Below are 16,825 nucleotides of genomic sequence, written 5' to 3' on the forward strand. Positions count from 1 at the left end.
ATGTCCGGCACGCTGACACTCGTCTTCGCGATGGCACTGGCCGCGTCGTTCGGCCTCGATGCCGTCGCGGTGCCGCGTGCGCCGTTGCTCAGGCCCTGGCGTGCCGTGCTTCTGCATGTGGCAGCCGTGTCGTTCGTTGGTGCCTGCGTGCTGATCGCCACGTCGCGGCCGGTGTTTTCCGCGGGCATCGCGGCGGCGCTGGTGGCGCTGCTGGCCGCCATCAGCAACGCGAAGTTCGAATCGCTGCGCGAACCCTTCGTCTTTACCGATCTCAGCCTGTTCAGCCAGTTGTTTGCCCATCCGCGGCTCTATCTGCCGTTCCTGAGCGTCGGCAAGGTCGTCGCGATCGCAGCCGGCGTTTTGCTGCTCGTCGCGGGCTGCGTGCTCGACCATGCGGCGGCGCCTGCGCGCGCGGTCGCCGCGGCCGTCGCACTCGCCTGCCTACTGATCGGGGCGTGGCTGGCCGCACGCTTGCCATTAACGCTCGATGCGGCGGTGGACCAGCATCGACATGGTTTCTTCGCGGTGTTCGTCGCCTATTTGCTCAATGGTCTGCGGCCCGCAACGCTGAAGACGTTCGACGCCGCGGCCGGTGCGAGCCGGTTCTCGTCCGGCTCGCCGTCACGCACGCCTGACGTCGTCGTGATTCAGAGCGAGTCGTTCTTCGATATCCGGCGCGCGACGTCCGCGATCGCGCCGTCGCTGCTGTCGGCGTTCGATCAAGCCCGGCGCGAAGCCATCGCGCACGGCAAGCTGACCGTTCCCGCCTGGGGCGCGAATACGATGCGCACGGAGTTCGCGGTGCTCACGGGCATTCCCGCCGATCAACTTGGATACGCGCGCTTCTATCCGTATGCGTTTCTGCGCAAGGTGTGGCCGTCGCTTGCAGGGTGGTTCAGGCGCGGCGGCTACAGGACGCTCGCGGTGCATCCGTATCACGCGGATTTCTTCGGGCGCGATCGCGTGTTTCCGCTGATGCACTTCGACGCGTTCATGGACATTCGCAGCTTCGACGGTCGTGCGTGCGTCGGGCCGTACGTCGCGGATGCGGCCGTCGCCGACGCGATCATCGACCTGCTGGACGCACCGCGGGAGCAACCCGCATTCGTCTTCGCGATGACGATGGAGAACCACGGGCCGCTTCATCTGGAGACGGTGGCCGCCGGTGAAGCGGCTCGCTACCATTCGCTCGGTGAAGACGACGCGTGGCACGATCTGACCGCATACCTGCGTCACCTCGATAACGCCAACCGGATGATCGCCCGACTGCTCGATCATCTGAGGCAAAGCGATCGCGAGACGATCGTCTGCTTCTACGGGGACCACGTACCGGCCATGCGGCGCGTGTTCGACAAGCTCGGTGTGCTGCCCGATCGCAGCGATTATTTCGTCTGGAAGAATGATGCGAGCGCCAACGTCCGCGCACAGGATATCCGGGCAGAAGAACTGGGCCGAATACTGATGTCGGCCGTCACCCATTCGAACGAGCCGCGTGCGTGTGATCGCAATGCGCTGGCCAAATCAGAAAGAGCATGAACAAGCAAATAGCGATCATCGGGATGGCGTGTCGGTTCCCCGGTGGCGTCGAGAGTCCCGACGACTTCTGGCAACTGCTGCGCGACGAACGCGATGCCGTGACCGCCATTCCGCCGGACCGTTTCGGTACGGCGTTCTACCAGCACCCGTCGAAACGGGAGCCGGGAAAGAGCTACACGTTCGCGGCGGGCGTCGTCGACGACGTCGCGGGCTTCGACGCCGAATTCTTCGGCATCTCGCCGCGCGAGGCGGCGCAGATGGATCCGCAGCAGCGGCTGTTGCTCGAGCTCGCATGGGAGGCGTTCGAAGACGCCGGCGTGCAGCCGGCCACGATGCGCGGACGCGACTGCGGCGTGTTCGTCGGCGTGGCGGGCATGGATTACGGCAACCGCAATATGGACGACATGAACACGATCGATCCGTATTCGGCAACCGGCAACACGCTCAGCATCGCGTCGAACCGCGTGTCCTACCTGTTCGACCTGCGCGGCCCGAGTATGTCGGTCGACACCGCATGCTCGTCCTCGCTCGTCGCGCTCCATCAGGCGGTCCGCGCGCTGCAGTCCGGCGAGACCGCGATGGCGCTTGCCGGCGGCGTCAACCTGCTGCTGCATCCGTTCGGTTTCGTCAGTTTCTCGAAGGCGTCGATGCTGTCGCCGCGCGGCCGTTGCCGCGCGTTCGATGCGACCGGCGACGGCTACGTGCGCGCCGAAGGCGGCGCGTTCGTGCTGCTCAAGCCGCTTGATGAGGCGCTGGCCGATGGCGACACGATCCACGCGGTCATCGCCGGATCGGGCGTGAATTCGGATGGTCATTCGCACGGCGGCATCAACGTACCGGCGGCGGCGACGCAGGCCGACCTGCTGCGCGCCGTCTATCGACGCGCAGGCGTCGACCCGCGCACGCTCGCCTATCTCGAGGCGCATGGCACGGGCACCGCGGTCGGCGATCCGATCGAGGCGCGTGCATTGATCGACGCGGTATCGGGCGGCCGGCCCGAGTCCGATCCGCTGCTGATCGGCTCGGTCAAGACCAATATCGGACACCTCGAAACGGCATCGGGCATGGCGGGCTTGCTGAAGGCCGTACTGTGCCTGAAACACCGCGCGGTGCCGCGCTCGCTGCATTTCGACACGCCGAATCCCGGCATCGATTTCGAAGGCGGCCGCTTGCGCGTGGTCGATCGGTTCACGCCGCTCGAGCGCGGCGATGCCCCGCTGACGATCGGCATCAACTCGTTCGGCTTCGGTGGCACGAATGCACACGTCGTCATCACCGAAGCGGCGGCGCCGGCGCCAGCCGCGCACTCGGTTGCGACGACCGATGCACCGCTGCCGCCGCTTGTGCTGGCCGCACGCTCGCCGGCCGCGCTGGCAGCCGTCGCCGCACGTCATCTCGCACGCCTGCAGTCGGGCGGTGACTGGGCCGCGCTCGCGGCGGCAGCCGCACGCCGTCGCCAGTGGCTCGAGCATCGCGCGGTCGTCGCACCGGCCGGTCGGGCGGAAGGGCTGGCGGCGCTCGCATTACTGGCCGAGCCGTCGGAGCACGGTTTGCCGGCGTGTGCCGTGCAGGGGCAGGCCGTTGAAGACGACGCGCCGGTCGCGTTCGTCTACTCGGGCAACGGCTGTCAATGGGCCGGGATGGGCAAGCGACTCTATGCCGAGGATGCCGTGTTTCGCGCGGCACTCGACGAAGTCGACGTGCTTTGGCGTGCGGACGGCAACGCATCGCTCGTCGAAGTCATGTGCGAAGGCGTCGACGCCGAATGGCTCGCCGCGACCGAGAACGCGCAGCCACTGTTGTTCGCGATGCAGGTCGGCATCACGCGTGTGCTGAGCGCGCGCGGCATCCGCTTCGATGCAGCGGTCGGCCACAGTGTCGGCGAGATCGCCGCAGCCTGGGCGTCGGGCGCGCTCACGATCGCCCAGGCCGTGCGCGTGATCCGGATTCGCAGCGGCGCCCAAGGCCTGACGCGCGGCGCGGGCAGGATGGCGGCGGCCGGCATCGGCGAAGCCGCGGCGCGCGACTGGATCGCGCGTCTCGATCTCGCCGCGGCCATTGAAATCGCGGGCACCAACAGCCCCGACGCGGTGACGCTCGCGGGCTCGCAAGCCGCGCTCGAGGCGATCGGTGCGGCGTTGACGGGCGCGGGCCATTTCTACCAGATGCTCGAGCTCGATTACGCGTTCCACAGCCGCCGCATGGACGCGATCGAACCGGTCGTGCGCGACGGGCTGGCCGATCTCGCGCCGCGCGATACCCATACGCGATTCGTGTCGACGGTGACCGGCGACACGCTGCCGGGTACCGCGCTCGATGCGGGTTACTGGTGGCGCAACATTCGCGAGCCGGTCCGTTTCGGCGACGCAATTGCGCGCCTGGCCGACGATCGCGTGCGCGTGTTCATCGAGATCGCGCCGCACGCGATCCTGCGCACGTATGTGAAGCAGACGCTGGCCGCGCGCAACGCGCCGGGCGTCGTCGTGCCGACACTCAAGCGTCAGCACGATAGTGCGGAGATACTCACCCATTCGGTGCTGTCGGCGGTCGCGCAGGGCGCGCGTGTCGATCTCGACCGCTTCGTTCCCGACGCGCCGCATGCCGCACTGCCGACCTATCCGTGGCAGCGCGAGCGTTACTGGCTGGTGCCGAGCGTCGAGGGCTACGGGCTCGTGAACCGGCGCGTCGACCATCCGCTGCTCGGCTATCGCCTGCACGAGCATGCGTTCGCCTGGGAGAACCAGCTCGATCCGCAGCGCGTGCCGATGCTCGCCGATCATGTGGTCGACGGTGGCATCGCGTTCCCGGGCGCCGGTTATGTCGAAATGGCGCTCGCGGCGGCGCGCACGTTCTTCGGCACACCGGATGTGGCCATCGAGAATGTCGAGATCCGCATGCCGGTCGTGTTCCAGCCGCAGCATGCGAAGCTGTTCCGGTTCGCGATCGACGTGCGCACCGCGTCGTTTACGATCGAGACGCGCGACCGGATGACGGAAGGCCCGTGGAACCTGAACGTGACGGGGCGCCTGCTCGAAAGCGGCAATACGCTCGACGCCGACAGCACGGCGGATGCTTCCGTCATCTCCCACCTGCAGTCGCGTCCGGCACTGTCCGGTGACGCGCTGTATGCGGGCACGACGGCAATCGGTCTGAGCTACGGACCGGCGTTCCGGTGGGTGCGGTCGCTGCGCGTGTCGGGCGACGACGCGCTGGCCGAGCTCGAGGTGCCGTCGGTCCTTGCCGACGCGCGTGCGCGGTCGGACTATCTGCTGCATCCCGCGCTGATGGACAGCGGCTTCCATCCGCTGTTCGCCGTGCTGGGGCAGGCCGGCGCCGCGCCGGACGATGCGCATGCGGCATTCGTTCCGGTCCAGATCGGTCGTGTGGATTTCTTGAGAGGCGAAGCGATTCGCCGCGTGCTGGCCCGCATTCATCGTCGCAGCCCGCATTCGATCGTCGCGTCGTTCGAATTCATCGATGCGCACGGCAAGATCGTCGCGCGCCTTGGCGCGTGCCGCTTTCGTCGCGTCGATCTCGCCGGGCGCCGTCACGGCGCGCCCGCGCGCTTTGCCTATGTGCTCGAAGCGCGGCCGCTGCCGGCCGATTACACGGCCGACGCGCTGCCGCCGCCGGGTGTGCTCGTCGAGCGTGCGAACGCGCATGTCGCGGCACGTGAGGACTTCGCGCGCCGCACGCGGCATCTGACCGAAATGCTGCCGCTGCTCGACGTGCTTGCCGGTCTGCACGCGCTCGATGCGCTGGACGCGCTTGGCGCATTCGCCCAGTCGGCACTCCCGGCGCACGCGGCCTCGCAACAGGTCGCGCGACTGGCGCAGATCGTCGTCGAGGACGGGCTGGCCCGCTTCGAAGGCGATCGTCTGGTTCGCGACGACGAAGCCTGCGCGGCGATGCCCGCGCGTGACGCGCTGTGGCGCGACGTGCTGGCGGCATCGCCGGCCCATGTCGCCGAACTGACGTTGCTGGCGCACGTCGGGGCGGCGCTGCCGCGCGTGCTGCGCGATGCGTCGCCCGCGAGCGCACTGCTGTCGTCGACCGGCCGCAGTCTGGTCGAACAATTCTTCGATGCATCGCCGACGTGGGCGCATGCGCGCGCGCTGCTCGCCGCCTGCGTGACGCAGGCGGTCGCGGCGTGGCCGGACGCACGTCGCTTGCGTGTACTGGAGATCGGTACCGCGAACGGCGACGTGCTGCAACCGCTCGACGTGGACGTGCCGGCCGGTCGCTGCGAATACATGCTGGCGGGTACGCAGCAGCAGCTTGCCGGGTTCGATGCGGACGCGCACGCCCATGTGCGGACACTGGCGTTTGCGACCGACGCGCCGCTGTTCTCGCAATGCCGCGATACGACGCCGTTCGACGTCGTGATCGTCAACCGGATGCTGGGCGATCACCCGGATCCGCTCGCCGCGCTGACGGCGATCGCCGAACGGCTCGCGCCGGGCGGGCTCGTCGTCATCGCCGATGCGCGACGCAGCCGCTTCTCCGACATCGTGTTCGGCGCGGCCGGCGGCGAGGTTGCCGCCAGCACGTATGGCACGCTGGCGCCCGCCGCGATCGTGTCGATGTGCGAACGCGCCGGGTTGGTCGAGGTGGTGCGCGATACCGAGCAAGGCCTCGATCTCGAAGGCGTGCCGACGTTCGTCGTCGCGCGCAAGCCGGGAGCCGACGTGCAAACGGCAGCCGCTTCGCGGGGCGACGATCGAGCGCGTCGCATGGCCGGAAGCATGGCCGGGAGCGACGGCGCGCGCTGGCTGATCGTGCAGGACGATGAGGACGCGTTCGGCATCGCCGTGGCGGGCGAACTCGAGCGGCTGGGTTGCCGCGTCGAGTCGGCGTCGGTGCGTGATGCCGCGGCATGGTCGGCGCGCCAGCCGGCCGAGCATCCGGCGCATGTCGTGTTCGTTGCGCCGCTCGCGTCGCTGGACACGGCCGACGGTGCGGCCGTGATGCGCGCGCAGCAAGGCGGCGCGCTCGCGCTGGCGTCGCTCGTGCGCGACCTCGATGCGGCCGGCGCCACGGAGCGCGGCCGACTGTGCGTCGTGACGCGCGGCGGTGCGCCGTTCGCAACCGGTGCATCGTCACATCCCGAACAGGGAACGTTGTGGGGTCTCGGCCGTGTGATGGCGAACGAGTATCCGACGCTGCCGATTCGTTTGATCGACGTCGATCAGGCCATCGAACAACCGGCGCTGCAGCTTGCGATGGCGCTGCTTGGCGACGATGGCGAGGAAGAAGTGTTGCTTGCGCCGCAGGGCCGCTACGTGCCACGCATGCTGCCGGCCGCGCAGGCGGCCGAGCGTGAGCGTGCGCAGCCGAGCGCATCGGACCATCCGGGCGCACGGCTCGCATTCGACATGCCGGGTTCGTTGCGCAACCTCGAATGGTTCGCGATGCCGACACGCGATCTCGCCGCCGGAGAAGTCGAGATCGAGCCGAGGGCGACGGGGCTCAACTTCCGCGACGTGATGTACGCGATGGGGCTGCTGTCGGACGAGGCTGTCGAGACGGGCTTCGCGGGCGCGACGATCGGCATGGAAATGTCGGGGCGCGTGGCCCGGGTCGGCCCGGACGTCGACGGCTTTGCGCCGGGCGACGCGGTGCTGGGTTTCGCGCCGGCCTCGTTCGCGACGCGCGTGGTCACGCGCGCAACCGCGATCGCACGCAAGCCCGACTCGATGTCGTTCGAGGAGGCTGCCACCGTCCCGACGACGTTCTTCACCGCGTACTACGCGCTGTGCGAACTGGCGCGGCTGCGGCGCGGCGAGCGCGTGCTCGTGCACGGCGGCGCGGGCGGGGTCGGCATCGCGGCGATCCAGATCGCGCGGCATCTCGGCGCGGAAGTCTTCGCCACGGCCGGCAGCGACGAGAAGCGCGAGTTCATTCGCCTGCTCGGTGTCGAGCGCGTGTTCGATTCGCGCAGCCTCGCGTTCGCCGACGAGATCCGCGCGCGCACGAACGGCGAAGGCGTCGACATCGTGCTCAACTCGCTCGCCGGCGAGGCGATGGTGCGCAGCATCGATACGCTGCGCCCGTTCGGTCGCTTCCTCGAACTCGGCAAGCGCGATTTCTACGAGAACAGTCAGATCGGCCTGCGGCCGTTCCGCAACAACATCAGCTATTTCGGCATCGACGCCGATCAGCTGATGGGGGTGCTGCCGTCGCTGACGACACGGCTGTTCGAGGAAGTGATGGGCCTGTTCTCGGCCGGCGTGCTGCATCCGTTGCCGTACCGCGCATTCCCGGCCGCGCGTGCGGAGGAGGCGTTCCGCTACATGCAGCAGGCGCGCCAGATCGGCAAGGTGCTCGTCACCTATCCGTCCGGCACGCCGCTACCGACGCGTGGTGTCGCATTGCCGACGCTGCGGCCCGACCCGGATGCCGCGTACCTGATCGTCGGCGGCACCGGCGGGCTGGGATTCGCGACCGCACGCTGGATGATCGAGCGCGGCGCGCGGCATGTGACGCTCGCGAGCCGCGGCGGCGCACTGGGCGCCGAGATGCTGGCGGAAGCCGGTCGCTGGCGCGACGCGCTCGGCGCGGACGTGTCGGTCGCGCGATGCGACGTGACCGACGCCGCGGCGCTCGACGGCCTCGTCGACGAGATCGAGCGTCGCGGGACGCCGCTCAAGGGTGTGCTGCATTCGGCGATGCGAATCGACGACGGGCTGCTGCGCAACGTCGACGACGCGCGCTTCGCGGCCGTGCTCGAACCGAAGGTGGCGGGTGCATGGAATCTGCATCGCGCGACGCAGCGTTGTGCGCTCGATTTCTTCGTCGTGTATTCGTCGGCGACGACCTATCTCGGCAATCCGGGGCAGGGCGCGTATGTCGCCGCCAACGGATTCCTCGAGGCGCTGGTCGCGCATCGTCGCGCGGCCTGCCTGCCGGCCATGTTCATGGCGTGGGGGCCGATCGACGATGTCGGTTTCCTCGCGCGCAACGCCGGCACGCGCGAGGCGTTGCAGTCGCGTATCGGCGGTGCGTCGATCACGTCGAACGAGGCGATGGCCGCGCTCGAACGCGCGCTGGCGCAAGGGGGCGCCGGCGAAGCCGTCGTGCGTCTGGACTGGGGCGCCGTCTCGCGCGGCATGCCGGCCGCGCACGCGCGGCGTTACGCGGCGTTGCAGGCGGGGGGAGCGGCCGAGACGTCGAGCGAGGATCGCGTGTTGCTGGAGCAGGTGCGTGGGTTGCCGCCTGCCGACGCTGTCGCGCTCGTCGAGACGGCGCTGCGCGGCCAGATCGCGCGGATTCTGCACATGTCGCCGGAGCGTGTCGATGCCGGCCGGTCGGTCCTCGATCTCGGGATGGATTCGCTGATGGGCATGGAGCTCGGCATGGCCGTCGAGGAGACGTTCGGCGTCAAGCTGTCGATCATGGCGATCGCGGAAGGCGCGACGGTGCATACGCTGGCCGAGCGCATCGTCGAGTTGCTCGATACGCAGAACGGCGAGGAGAACGCCACGGCGGCGGACGAACTGGCGCAAGCGCTGGTCGCGCGGCATGCGCTGGGTGATGAAGCGCGGGCCCAGCTCGAGCGGGGTGCAAATTGAACGAGCCAGGAAGCGAAGGCGTGCCAGTCGACGCGGAGATTCCCCGAATCAAGCTGCCTCCGGGCTGGCGGGCGAGCGAGGGCACGCTTGCGCGGCCGCTGGCACTGTCGGGACATGGCTTGCATACCGGTCGGCACGTGCAGGTGCGGATCCAGCCGATGACGCCGGCGGGCGGCCGGCACGGGATCGTGTTTCGAAGAATGCGCAACGGACGGGAGCTCGGCGTGCTCGAGGTCGATCCCGCCCTGCGCCGCGCACAGCCGCTTTGCACGATGCTGCGCAATGCCGATGGTGTCGGCGTCCGCACGATCGAGCATCTGCTCGCGTCGCTGCTCGCATGCGAAATCGATCATGCCGTCGTCGAGCTCGATGCGGAGGAAGTGCCGATTCTCGACGGCAGCGCCGCGCCGTGGGTCGACGCGATCCGTGCCTGCGGCCGTATCGCGCTCGACGCACCGAAGCGCTTCATTCGAGTGCTTCGGCCTGTCGTGGTCGCGGACGGCACCGGGGACCAGCGACGCGAAATGCGGATCGAGCCGGCCTCGCGCTACGAACTGAGCGTGCGCAACGATTTACGCGGCTTCGGCGACATGCACTGGGATGGCGCGCTGACACCGGACACGTTTGCCACCGAAATCGCGCCGTCGCGTTCGTACGGGCGCGTGAAATGGGCTGTGCCGGCGATCATCGCCGGGTATGTGCGCGGGGTGCCGATCCTGCGCGGCGCGCGGCCGTCCTGCACGGCGTCGATCGTCGGCAATCGCGTGCTGGGCGGGATGCGGCTGCCGGAGGAGTTCGTCCGGCATCGCGTGCTCGATCTGGTCGGCGATCTCGCGCTGGCCGGTGCACCGCTGCTCGCGCGCGTCAGTGCATTGCGCCCGAGTCACGACATGAATTTCCGGTTGATCGATGCGTTGCTGGCCGATACCGATGCATGGCGGTGGGTCGAGTTTTCCGACGCGTGATCCACGTCTTGTTAAAAATACCCGGCGTAATATCGCGCCATTTTTGAGATATAGCGAAGGAACGAATGGCACTCGGAGAACACCTTCGCCAGCAACTGGCGGCGAAAGCCCTGCAACGGCAACTGGAGCGCGCGACGGAAGCCGCCGCGGCCCCCGGCGTCCCGGCACCGTCGGCACAGGCCGCATCGGCGCGCAGCCGTTTCGAATCGATGCCGCAGTATCAGCAGGTCAGGATCATGCGCGAGATGGGCGAAAAGCTGCGCGTCGACTCGCCGTTCTTCCGCGTGCACGATGGCGTGGCCGGCGCGACCACGCGGATCGGCGGCCGTGAATACCTGAACTTCGCGAACTACAACTACCTTGGTCTCGCGGGTGATCCGGCTGTATCCGAACGTGCGAAGGCTGCGATCGACCGCTATGGCACGTCGGCGTCCGCGAGCCGGATGGTCGCGGGCGAGCGCCCGGTGCAACGCGACCTCGAGCGCGCGCTGGCCGCGTTCTACGAGACCGACGACTGCGTCGCGTTCGTGAGCGGACACGCGACCAACGTGACCGTGATCGGTGCGCTGTTCGGCCCCGGCGACCTGATCGTCCACGATGCGCTCGCGCACAACAGCATCGTGCAGGGCGCGCAGCTGAGCGGCGCGAAGCGGCTGAGTTTCGCGCACAACGACTGGCAGGCGCTCGACGAATTGCTGTCGCGCGTGCGCCGCGAATACCGGCACGTGCTGATCGCGATCGAAGGGCTGTACAGCATGGATGGCGACTGCCCGGACCTGCAGCGCTTCGTCGACGTGAAGACGCGTCACGGCGCGTTCCTGATGGTCGACGAAGCGCATTCGCTCGGCGTGCTCGGCGCGACGGGCAAGGGCATCCGCGAACATTGCGCGGTCGCGCCCGACCAGGTCGACATGTGGATGGGCACGATGAGCAAGACGCTGGCCGGCTGCGGCGGTTTCATCGCCGGCTGTCAGCCGCTCGTGGACATGCTGCGCCATCTGGCACCGGGCTTTCTCTATAGCGTCGGACTCGCGCCGACGCTCGCCGAAGCGTCGCTGGCCGCGCTCGAACGCCTGCAGGCCGAGCCGCAGCGGATTGCGCAACTGCAGGCGCGCGGCCGGCAGTTCCTGACCGAGGCGCGCGCCGCCGGGTTGAACACGGGCACGAGCGCCGGGTATGCGGTCGTGCCGGTGATCACCGGTAGTTCGCTGAAGGCTGCGCAGTGGGCGAACGCGATGTTCGACGAAGGGATCAACGTGCAGCCGATCTTCTATCCGGCCGTCGAGGAGAAGGCCGCGCGCCTGCGGTTCTTCATCTGCTCGACGCATGAGCCGGAGCAGATCAGCCGGACGGTCGCCGTGCTGGCCCGTCTGGCGGGGCGCGCGGCATGATGCCGGCCGCGGCGCTCGCGTCATCGTTCGGCGTGCCGCAAGCCGGTGCGTCGACGCCGTTTCGCGCGGCCCGCGCGGACGATGCGGCGGCATGCGCGCCGCTCGTGTTCGCATCCGGCGTCGGCGAATTCGGTTTCTTCCTCGGGGAAAGCGACGCACGCTGCATCGCCTTCCTGCAACAGGCGTTCCGGTCGCGTCACGGCCGGTTTTCGTGGCGCCGGCACCGCGTCGCGGTCGGCGCCGACGGCACCGTGCTTGCCATGATGGCGATCCATGACGGACGCAGGACGAGGTTCGACGACGTTCACGTCGTGTGGGTCTTGGCGCGCTTCTTCGGCGTGCGCCGCACGATCGGCCAGTTGCTGCGCGGACTGATTCTCGAGACGGAAATTCCGGCGCCGAAGCGTTCGCAGATCCTCGTTGCGCATTGCGCGACCGACGAGCGCCAGCGCGGCACGGGCGTCTTCACCGCATTGTTTCGCGATGCACTCGATACCGGCGCGCTGCCGGATGACGGCAGTCGCGACATCGTGCTCGACGTGCTGACCCGCAACGAGCGCGCCCGCGCGCTGTACGAGCGGCTCGGCTTCGTTGCGCTGACGCGGCGCCGCGCGCGCTCGCACCGGCTGCCCGCCGAACTCGATTCCGTACGCATGCGGCTTACGCGCCGCGGCTGAGGGTGCGAACGCGTTCGCGGCCTACTTGTGCCGCGGATTGAACGGCCGCTGCTGCACATCGGCGCCTTGCGCGACGATCGCCATGCTTTCCGGCACTTCCTCCCATGCCCCGCGCAGGTCGACGAGCGGCTCCGACACGACCATGAACGCGTCGTCGCCCGCTTCGGCGATGCGCGGATTGTGCGGATAGAGTTCGTGCAGGTGCTTGAACGACGTGGTGTGGAACAGCGAGCGCGATTGCCGTTCGCTCGAGTAGCGCACCGCGATGATCCGGTCGCCGTCCGTCGCGCAGATCGTCATGTTGAGCGGCTCGGCGACGCGATACCGCACGGCGGTTTCCTCGACCACCCCGACCATCCGCTCGAGCGCAGGCAGCGGCGTCTGTTCGAGGCCGTAGGTCAGCGCGAGTCGAAACATCAGCTCGGAGTCGGTCGAGCCTTCGAGCGTCGGGAACAGCGCCGGGTCGACCTTCAGCGTCAGGTCGCGGCGCAGCTTGTGGAAATCGCGGATCAGTCCGTTGTGCGCGAACAGCCAGCGGCCGTGGCGGAACGGATGGCAGTTGGTTTCCTGGACGGGTGTATCGGTCGCCGCGCGGATGTGCGCGACGAACATCCGCGAGCGGATCGCACGCGCGGCTTCGCGCAGGTTGCGATCGTTCCAGGCGGGATGCACGGAGCGGTAGCGAAACGGCAGTTCATCGGGGTGGCCATACCAGCCGATACCGAAGCCGTCGCCGTTGGTCGTCGTGGCGCCCAGTTCCGAATGCAGGCTCTGGTCGATCAGCGAATGCTTCGCGCGAAACAGTACGGTCTCGAGATGGATCGGATTGCCCGTATAGGCGAGCCAGCGGCACATGGAGCGCTCCTTCGCGATGCGTCTTCGCGCATGGTAGCCGACTTCGTGGCGCATCCGTGCCTGGGCGCACGCGGCTAGTCATTCGGGCAGGTACGCCGGCCAATCGTCATACATCGGTTGCCTGCCCGGATGCGCGATGCTGCGGCCAATGCGGCCGGGCGCCACCCCCCCTGGCGGTAGCGCCGCGGCCGTCAGGTTCACTCGCCGAGCGCGTCCATCACGCGGGCCGAGTAGACGAGCGCCGCACCCGCGTTCAGCGCGATCGCGACACCGAGCGCTTCGGCCACTTCCTCCTTGGTCGCGCCATGCTTCGCGGCTTCGGCCGTGTGCACCGCGATACAGCCGTCGCAGCGCGTCGTGACGGCCACCGCGAGCGCGATCAGCTCGCGCGTCTTCGCGTCGAGATGGCCCGTCTTGGCGCCCGCGCCGGACAGCGCCTTGTAGCCGGCCAGCGTGTCGGGCGAGAGCTTGGCGATGTCGCCGATGCGCGTCGAGAGTTCCTTCCGGTATTCGTTCCAGTTCAGCATGATGCGTCCTTTCGAGAAGAGTGGGTCGGTCGGCGGATGCCGCGATCTCGGGCGATGCAGGGCTTATTCTGATCGTTCGCACTGAGGGCTTCGATACGCTAGAGTGTCAATTTTTAGCGCAAACGTCTCATGGACGCGTTGAGTCAACTGCTTTCGCTGGGCCGCAGCCATGTCGAGCTCGACGTGCGTTGCCTGCTCGACGGCCCGTTCGCGATGCCGCACGACCCGTTGCCGCCCGGCGAGGCGGCGTTTCACCTGTTGCTGTCCGGAACGTGCCGGTTGCGCACGGCCGACGGGCGCACGCTGCGGCTCGTCGACGGTGACTTCGTGCTGCTGCCCGCGGGCGACGCGCACGATTTGTCGGATGCGGGCGGGGGCGGCGCCAGGTCGGTCGCGTTGCTGCGCGAACCGGGCGCGGCGGGCGGCGCGGTGCTGCCGGTCAAGTCGAACCGCGATCCCGCGGATGACGGCGAGGCGGGCGTCGACCTGCTCTGCGGACGCTTCGTCTATGCACGCGGTGCCGGTGAATTGCTGATGCGCACCTTGCCGCGTGTGCTGCACGTCGGGCTGCGAGAGGCGTCGTCGGGGCTGGCGTCGCTGCAACTGCTGACTAGCGTGCTGCGCGCGGAGGCATCGAATGCGCAGCCGGGTGCGCGTGCGATCGTGAACGCGCTCGGACAGGCGCTGCTTGCCTATGCGTTGCGCGCGTACGGTCGCGATGCGCGCGTGCCGGCCGGCTGGCTCGCGCTGGCGGCCGATGCGCGTCTCGGCCCGTCGGTCCAGGCCGTGCTGCAGGCGCCGGCGAAACCGTGGACGGTCGAATCGCTCGGCGCGGCGTCGGCGATGTCGCGCGCGACCTATGCGCGGCATTTCCGCGAGAAGGCCGGGATGAGCGTCGGCGCGTTCGTCGCGCAGATCCGGATGATGCATGCGTGCGCGCTGCTGCAGGACACGCAGCGCGGGCAGGCGGAGATCGGGCAGGCGGTCGGCTATCAGTCGGAGGCGGCGTTCGGCAAGGCGTTTCGCGCGGTGCTCGGCACGACGCCGGGGCGCTGGCGGCGCGCGCAGCGCGGCACGTGAGACCGCAAGCGCGATCGTCGTGCGGCGCCGCAAAGCTGCTACCATGCGCGAAACGCATTCCAACGAAAGCGATTCCGAACAAGAAACAACAAGAAAGAGAGGGCAAAAGCAATGAACCAGACCACCATCCAGCAGCCGTCGTTCGCATTCGTCGCGGCGTCTTGGGCCGCGTTGATCGCCGGTTTCGCGGCATTTCTGATCGGCCTGTGGAACGCCGGCATGCAGCTCAACGAGAAGGGCTACTACTTCACCGTGCTCGCGTTCGGCCTCTATGCGGCGATCTCGCTGCAGAAGAGTGTGCGTGACCGAGCGGAAGGCATTCCTGTTACCGGCATCTACTACGGGCTGAGCTGGGTTGCGCTGTTGCTCGCGATCGCGCTGCTGGTCGTCGGCCTCTTCAACGCGACGCTGCAATTGAGCGAGAAGGGGTTCTACGCGATGTCGTTCGTGCTCGCGCTGTTCGGTGCGGTGGCCGTGCAGAAGAATACGCGCGACATGCAGCATGCCAAGCCGCGTTTCACCGACGCCGATTCCGCGCCGTCCGTTCAGGAGTGACGGCGCGCGCGGCGGGTGCCTGACCCGGCGCCCGTATCGCGCCGGCCCGCATGCACCGGCGCACCGCAGGCTCTCCGTCGATCGACTTCGTCGAAATCGGCGGGAGCATCATCGAGATGCCGAGCGGGACACTGCGGGAAGCAGACGCAAAAAAGCCTCCGCGAGGGAGGCTTTCATTGCACTATCAAAGATAGTTGGTAGGGTGGGAGGGACTCGAACCCTCGACTCTCTGATTAAAAGTCAGATACTCTAACCAACTGAGTTACCACCCCACGTTCTTGAAACTTGTCAGCCCGTTGCGCTAACTCGCCCAACGACCTAAAGAGCAAAAAATTATAGCGGCGAATTTCAGGTCAGTCAACAACCTGGCACGCTAATTTATTTGATGCTCTCGATCTTGCCCTGCGCGGTCTGCGCAGCGTTCGATCCGGCGTACTGCGACACGACCTGCTCGAACGTCTTCTTCGCGGCCGCCTTCTGGCCTTGCTCGAGCTGGTTCGTACCGATTGCGACGAGCGCGTCGGCCGCGCGCGGATGCTGCGGATACTTGCTCACGACCGTTTGCCACGTCGCGGTCGAGCCGCGATAGTCGCGCAGCGCGTATTGCGCATTGCCGAGCCAGTACTGCGCGGTCGGCTGGTACGGGCTTTGCGGATACTTCGCGATGAAGCTGCGGAACGATGCCGCGGCAGCCTTGAAGTTGCCGTTGCGGAACTGCTGCTGCGCCGCGCTGAGCGCATCCGTTTCACCCGGCTGCACGGTGCCTTCGACACCATCGATCGTCGCCTGTTGCGGCTCGAACTTCTTGAGTCGCGTGTCGAGATCCTGGTAGTACTCCTTCTGCTGCCGTTCGAGCGTCGTCAGCCGGTTCGTCAGATCCTCATTCTCGCCGCGCAGCGTCGCGACCTGCTGGTTCAGCTGGTCGATACGGCCGGATTGGTCGAGGATCGTACGCTGGGCGGCCGACAACTGACTCGCCAGGTTGTCGGTTTTGCTGCGCAGATCGAGCACGGCGCGGCGCGCTTCGTTGTCGTCGAACACGCCGGCGTGCGCCGGCGCGGCCGACCACGCCGCGCCGGCGACGCAGAATGCTGCAGCAACGCGCAGCAGGGATACACGGTGCGTCATACGGCGATTCTTCCGTTACTTACTGTTGGTAGACGAGGTCGGCGCGACGGTTCTGCGCCCACGATGCTTCGTCGTGGCCCGATGCTTGCGGCTTTTCCTTGCCGAGGCTCACGGCTTCCATCTGCGAGTCGTTCACGCCGAGCAGTGCCATCGCGCGACGGACAGCTTCCGCACGCTTCTGGCCCAGCGCGAGGTTGTACTCGCTCGTGCCGCGTTCGTCGGTGTTGCCCTGGATCAGCACGTGACGCTGCGGGTGGCTCTTCAGGTACTGAGCGTGCTGCTGCATCAGCGGCTGATACTCGTCCTTCACCGAATAGCTGTCGAAGTCGAAGTAGATGCTGCGCTTCGCGAGCGGGCTGTTCGGATCGTTCAGCGGATCGACGTTCACTTGCGCGACGTTGTCGGCGCTCGGCTGCGTGCTCACCGCACCAGCGTTGGCCTTGTCGTCGAGCTTCACGCCCGACTTACACGCTGCGAGCGCGCTGATCATCATCACGGCCAGGGCCAGACGAGCTTTATTTGACATCATGGTTACTCTCC

The 16,825-nt window shown here is 67.8% G+C and carries 11 protein-coding genes and 1 tRNA gene; 7 read left to right on the forward strand and 5 right to left on the reverse strand.

Translation table 11 applies throughout. The features are described from left to right. From F3J14_RS06770 to F3J14_RS06790, 5 genes are all read left to right on the forward strand, one after another. Nucleotides 1–1,536, forward strand: coding sequence for an LTA synthase family protein (locus tag F3J14_RS06770; RefSeq protein WP_166722345.1), 1,536 nt, complete (start codon nt 1–3; stop codon nt 1,534–1,536). Continuing rightward, nucleotides 1,533–9,107, forward strand: a complete 7,575-nt coding sequence (locus F3J14_RS06775; RefSeq protein ID WP_166722346.1) for a type I polyketide synthase — start codon at nt 1,533–1,535, stop codon at nt 9,105–9,107. The genes F3J14_RS06770 and F3J14_RS06775 overlap by 4 nt, the downstream gene beginning before the upstream one ends. A gap of 47 nt (nt 9,108–9,154) precedes the next feature. Continuing rightward, nucleotides 9,155–10,072, forward strand: coding sequence for a UDP-3-O-acyl N-acetylglycosamine deacetylase (locus tag F3J14_RS06780; RefSeq protein ID WP_166722383.1), 918 nt, complete (start codon nt 9,155–9,157; stop codon nt 10,070–10,072). Nucleotides 10,073–10,137: 65 nt separating this feature from the next. Continuing rightward, nucleotides 10,138–11,463, forward strand: coding sequence for an aminotransferase class I/II-fold pyridoxal phosphate-dependent enzyme (locus tag F3J14_RS06785; protein WP_166722347.1), 1,326 nt, complete (start codon nt 10,138–10,140; stop codon nt 11,461–11,463). Further along, a complete protein-coding gene (locus F3J14_RS06790) occupies nt 11,463–12,140 on the forward strand; it encodes a GNAT family N-acetyltransferase (protein WP_247682151.1) in 678 nt (225 codons plus the stop codon). Before F3J14_RS06785 ends, F3J14_RS06790 begins: the two co-directional genes overlap by 1 nt. A 21-nt stretch (nt 12,141–12,161) precedes the next feature. Here the strand turns inward: F3J14_RS06790 and F3J14_RS06795 are convergent, their stop codons facing one another. Next, nucleotides 12,162–12,995, reverse strand: a complete 834-nt coding sequence (locus F3J14_RS06795; RefSeq protein WP_166722349.1) for a class II glutamine amidotransferase — start codon at nt 12,993–12,995, stop codon at nt 12,162–12,164. 197 nt (nt 12,996–13,192) lie between these two features. Continuing rightward, nucleotides 13,193–13,522 (reverse strand): carboxymuconolactone decarboxylase family protein, encoded by a 330-nt coding sequence (locus F3J14_RS06800; RefSeq protein WP_057926191.1) that lies wholly within the window; start codon nt 13,520–13,522, stop codon nt 13,193–13,195. A gap of 129 nt (nt 13,523–13,651) precedes the next feature. Here F3J14_RS06800 and F3J14_RS06805 point away from each other — a divergent pair, with 129 nt between their 5' ends. Next, nucleotides 13,652–14,602 carry an AraC family transcriptional regulator gene (locus F3J14_RS06805; protein ID WP_166722350.1) on the forward strand — a complete coding sequence of 317 codons (951 nt, stop codon included), beginning with the start codon at nt 13,652–13,654 and terminating at the stop codon, nt 14,600–14,602. A gap of 111 nt (nt 14,603–14,713) precedes the next feature. Continuing rightward, nucleotides 14,714–15,157 carry an inner membrane protein YiaA gene (yiaA, locus tag F3J14_RS06810; protein ID WP_166722351.1) on the forward strand — a complete coding sequence of 148 codons (444 nt, stop codon included), beginning with the start codon at nt 14,714–14,716 and terminating at the stop codon, nt 15,155–15,157. Nucleotides 15,158–15,352: 195 nt separating this feature from the next. Here the strand turns inward: yiaA and F3J14_RS06815 are convergent. From F3J14_RS06815 to pal, 3 genes are all read right to left on the reverse strand, one after another. Continuing rightward, nucleotides 15,353–15,429: transfer RNA gene (locus tag F3J14_RS06815), tRNA-Lys, on the reverse strand. Nucleotides 15,430–15,535: 106 nt separating this feature from the next. Further along, complete coding sequence (gene ybgF / locus F3J14_RS06820; RefSeq protein ID WP_166722352.1) at nt 15,536–16,285, reverse strand: tol-pal system protein YbgF; 750 nt, start codon at nt 16,283–16,285, stop codon at nt 15,536–15,538. A gap of 19 nt (nt 16,286–16,304) precedes the next feature. Continuing rightward, on the reverse strand, nt 16,305–16,814 hold the full coding sequence (gene pal / locus F3J14_RS06825) for a peptidoglycan-associated lipoprotein Pal (RefSeq protein ID WP_006753270.1): 510 nt from the start codon (nt 16,812–16,814) through the stop codon (nt 16,305–16,307). Nucleotides 16,815–16,825: the final 11 nt, after the last annotated feature.

The sequence above is a fragment of the Burkholderia sp. Tr-862 genome (assembly GCF_011753085.1).
GTDB classification, from domain to species: Bacteria; Pseudomonadota; Gammaproteobacteria; order Burkholderiales; family Burkholderiaceae; genus Burkholderia; species Burkholderia ambifaria.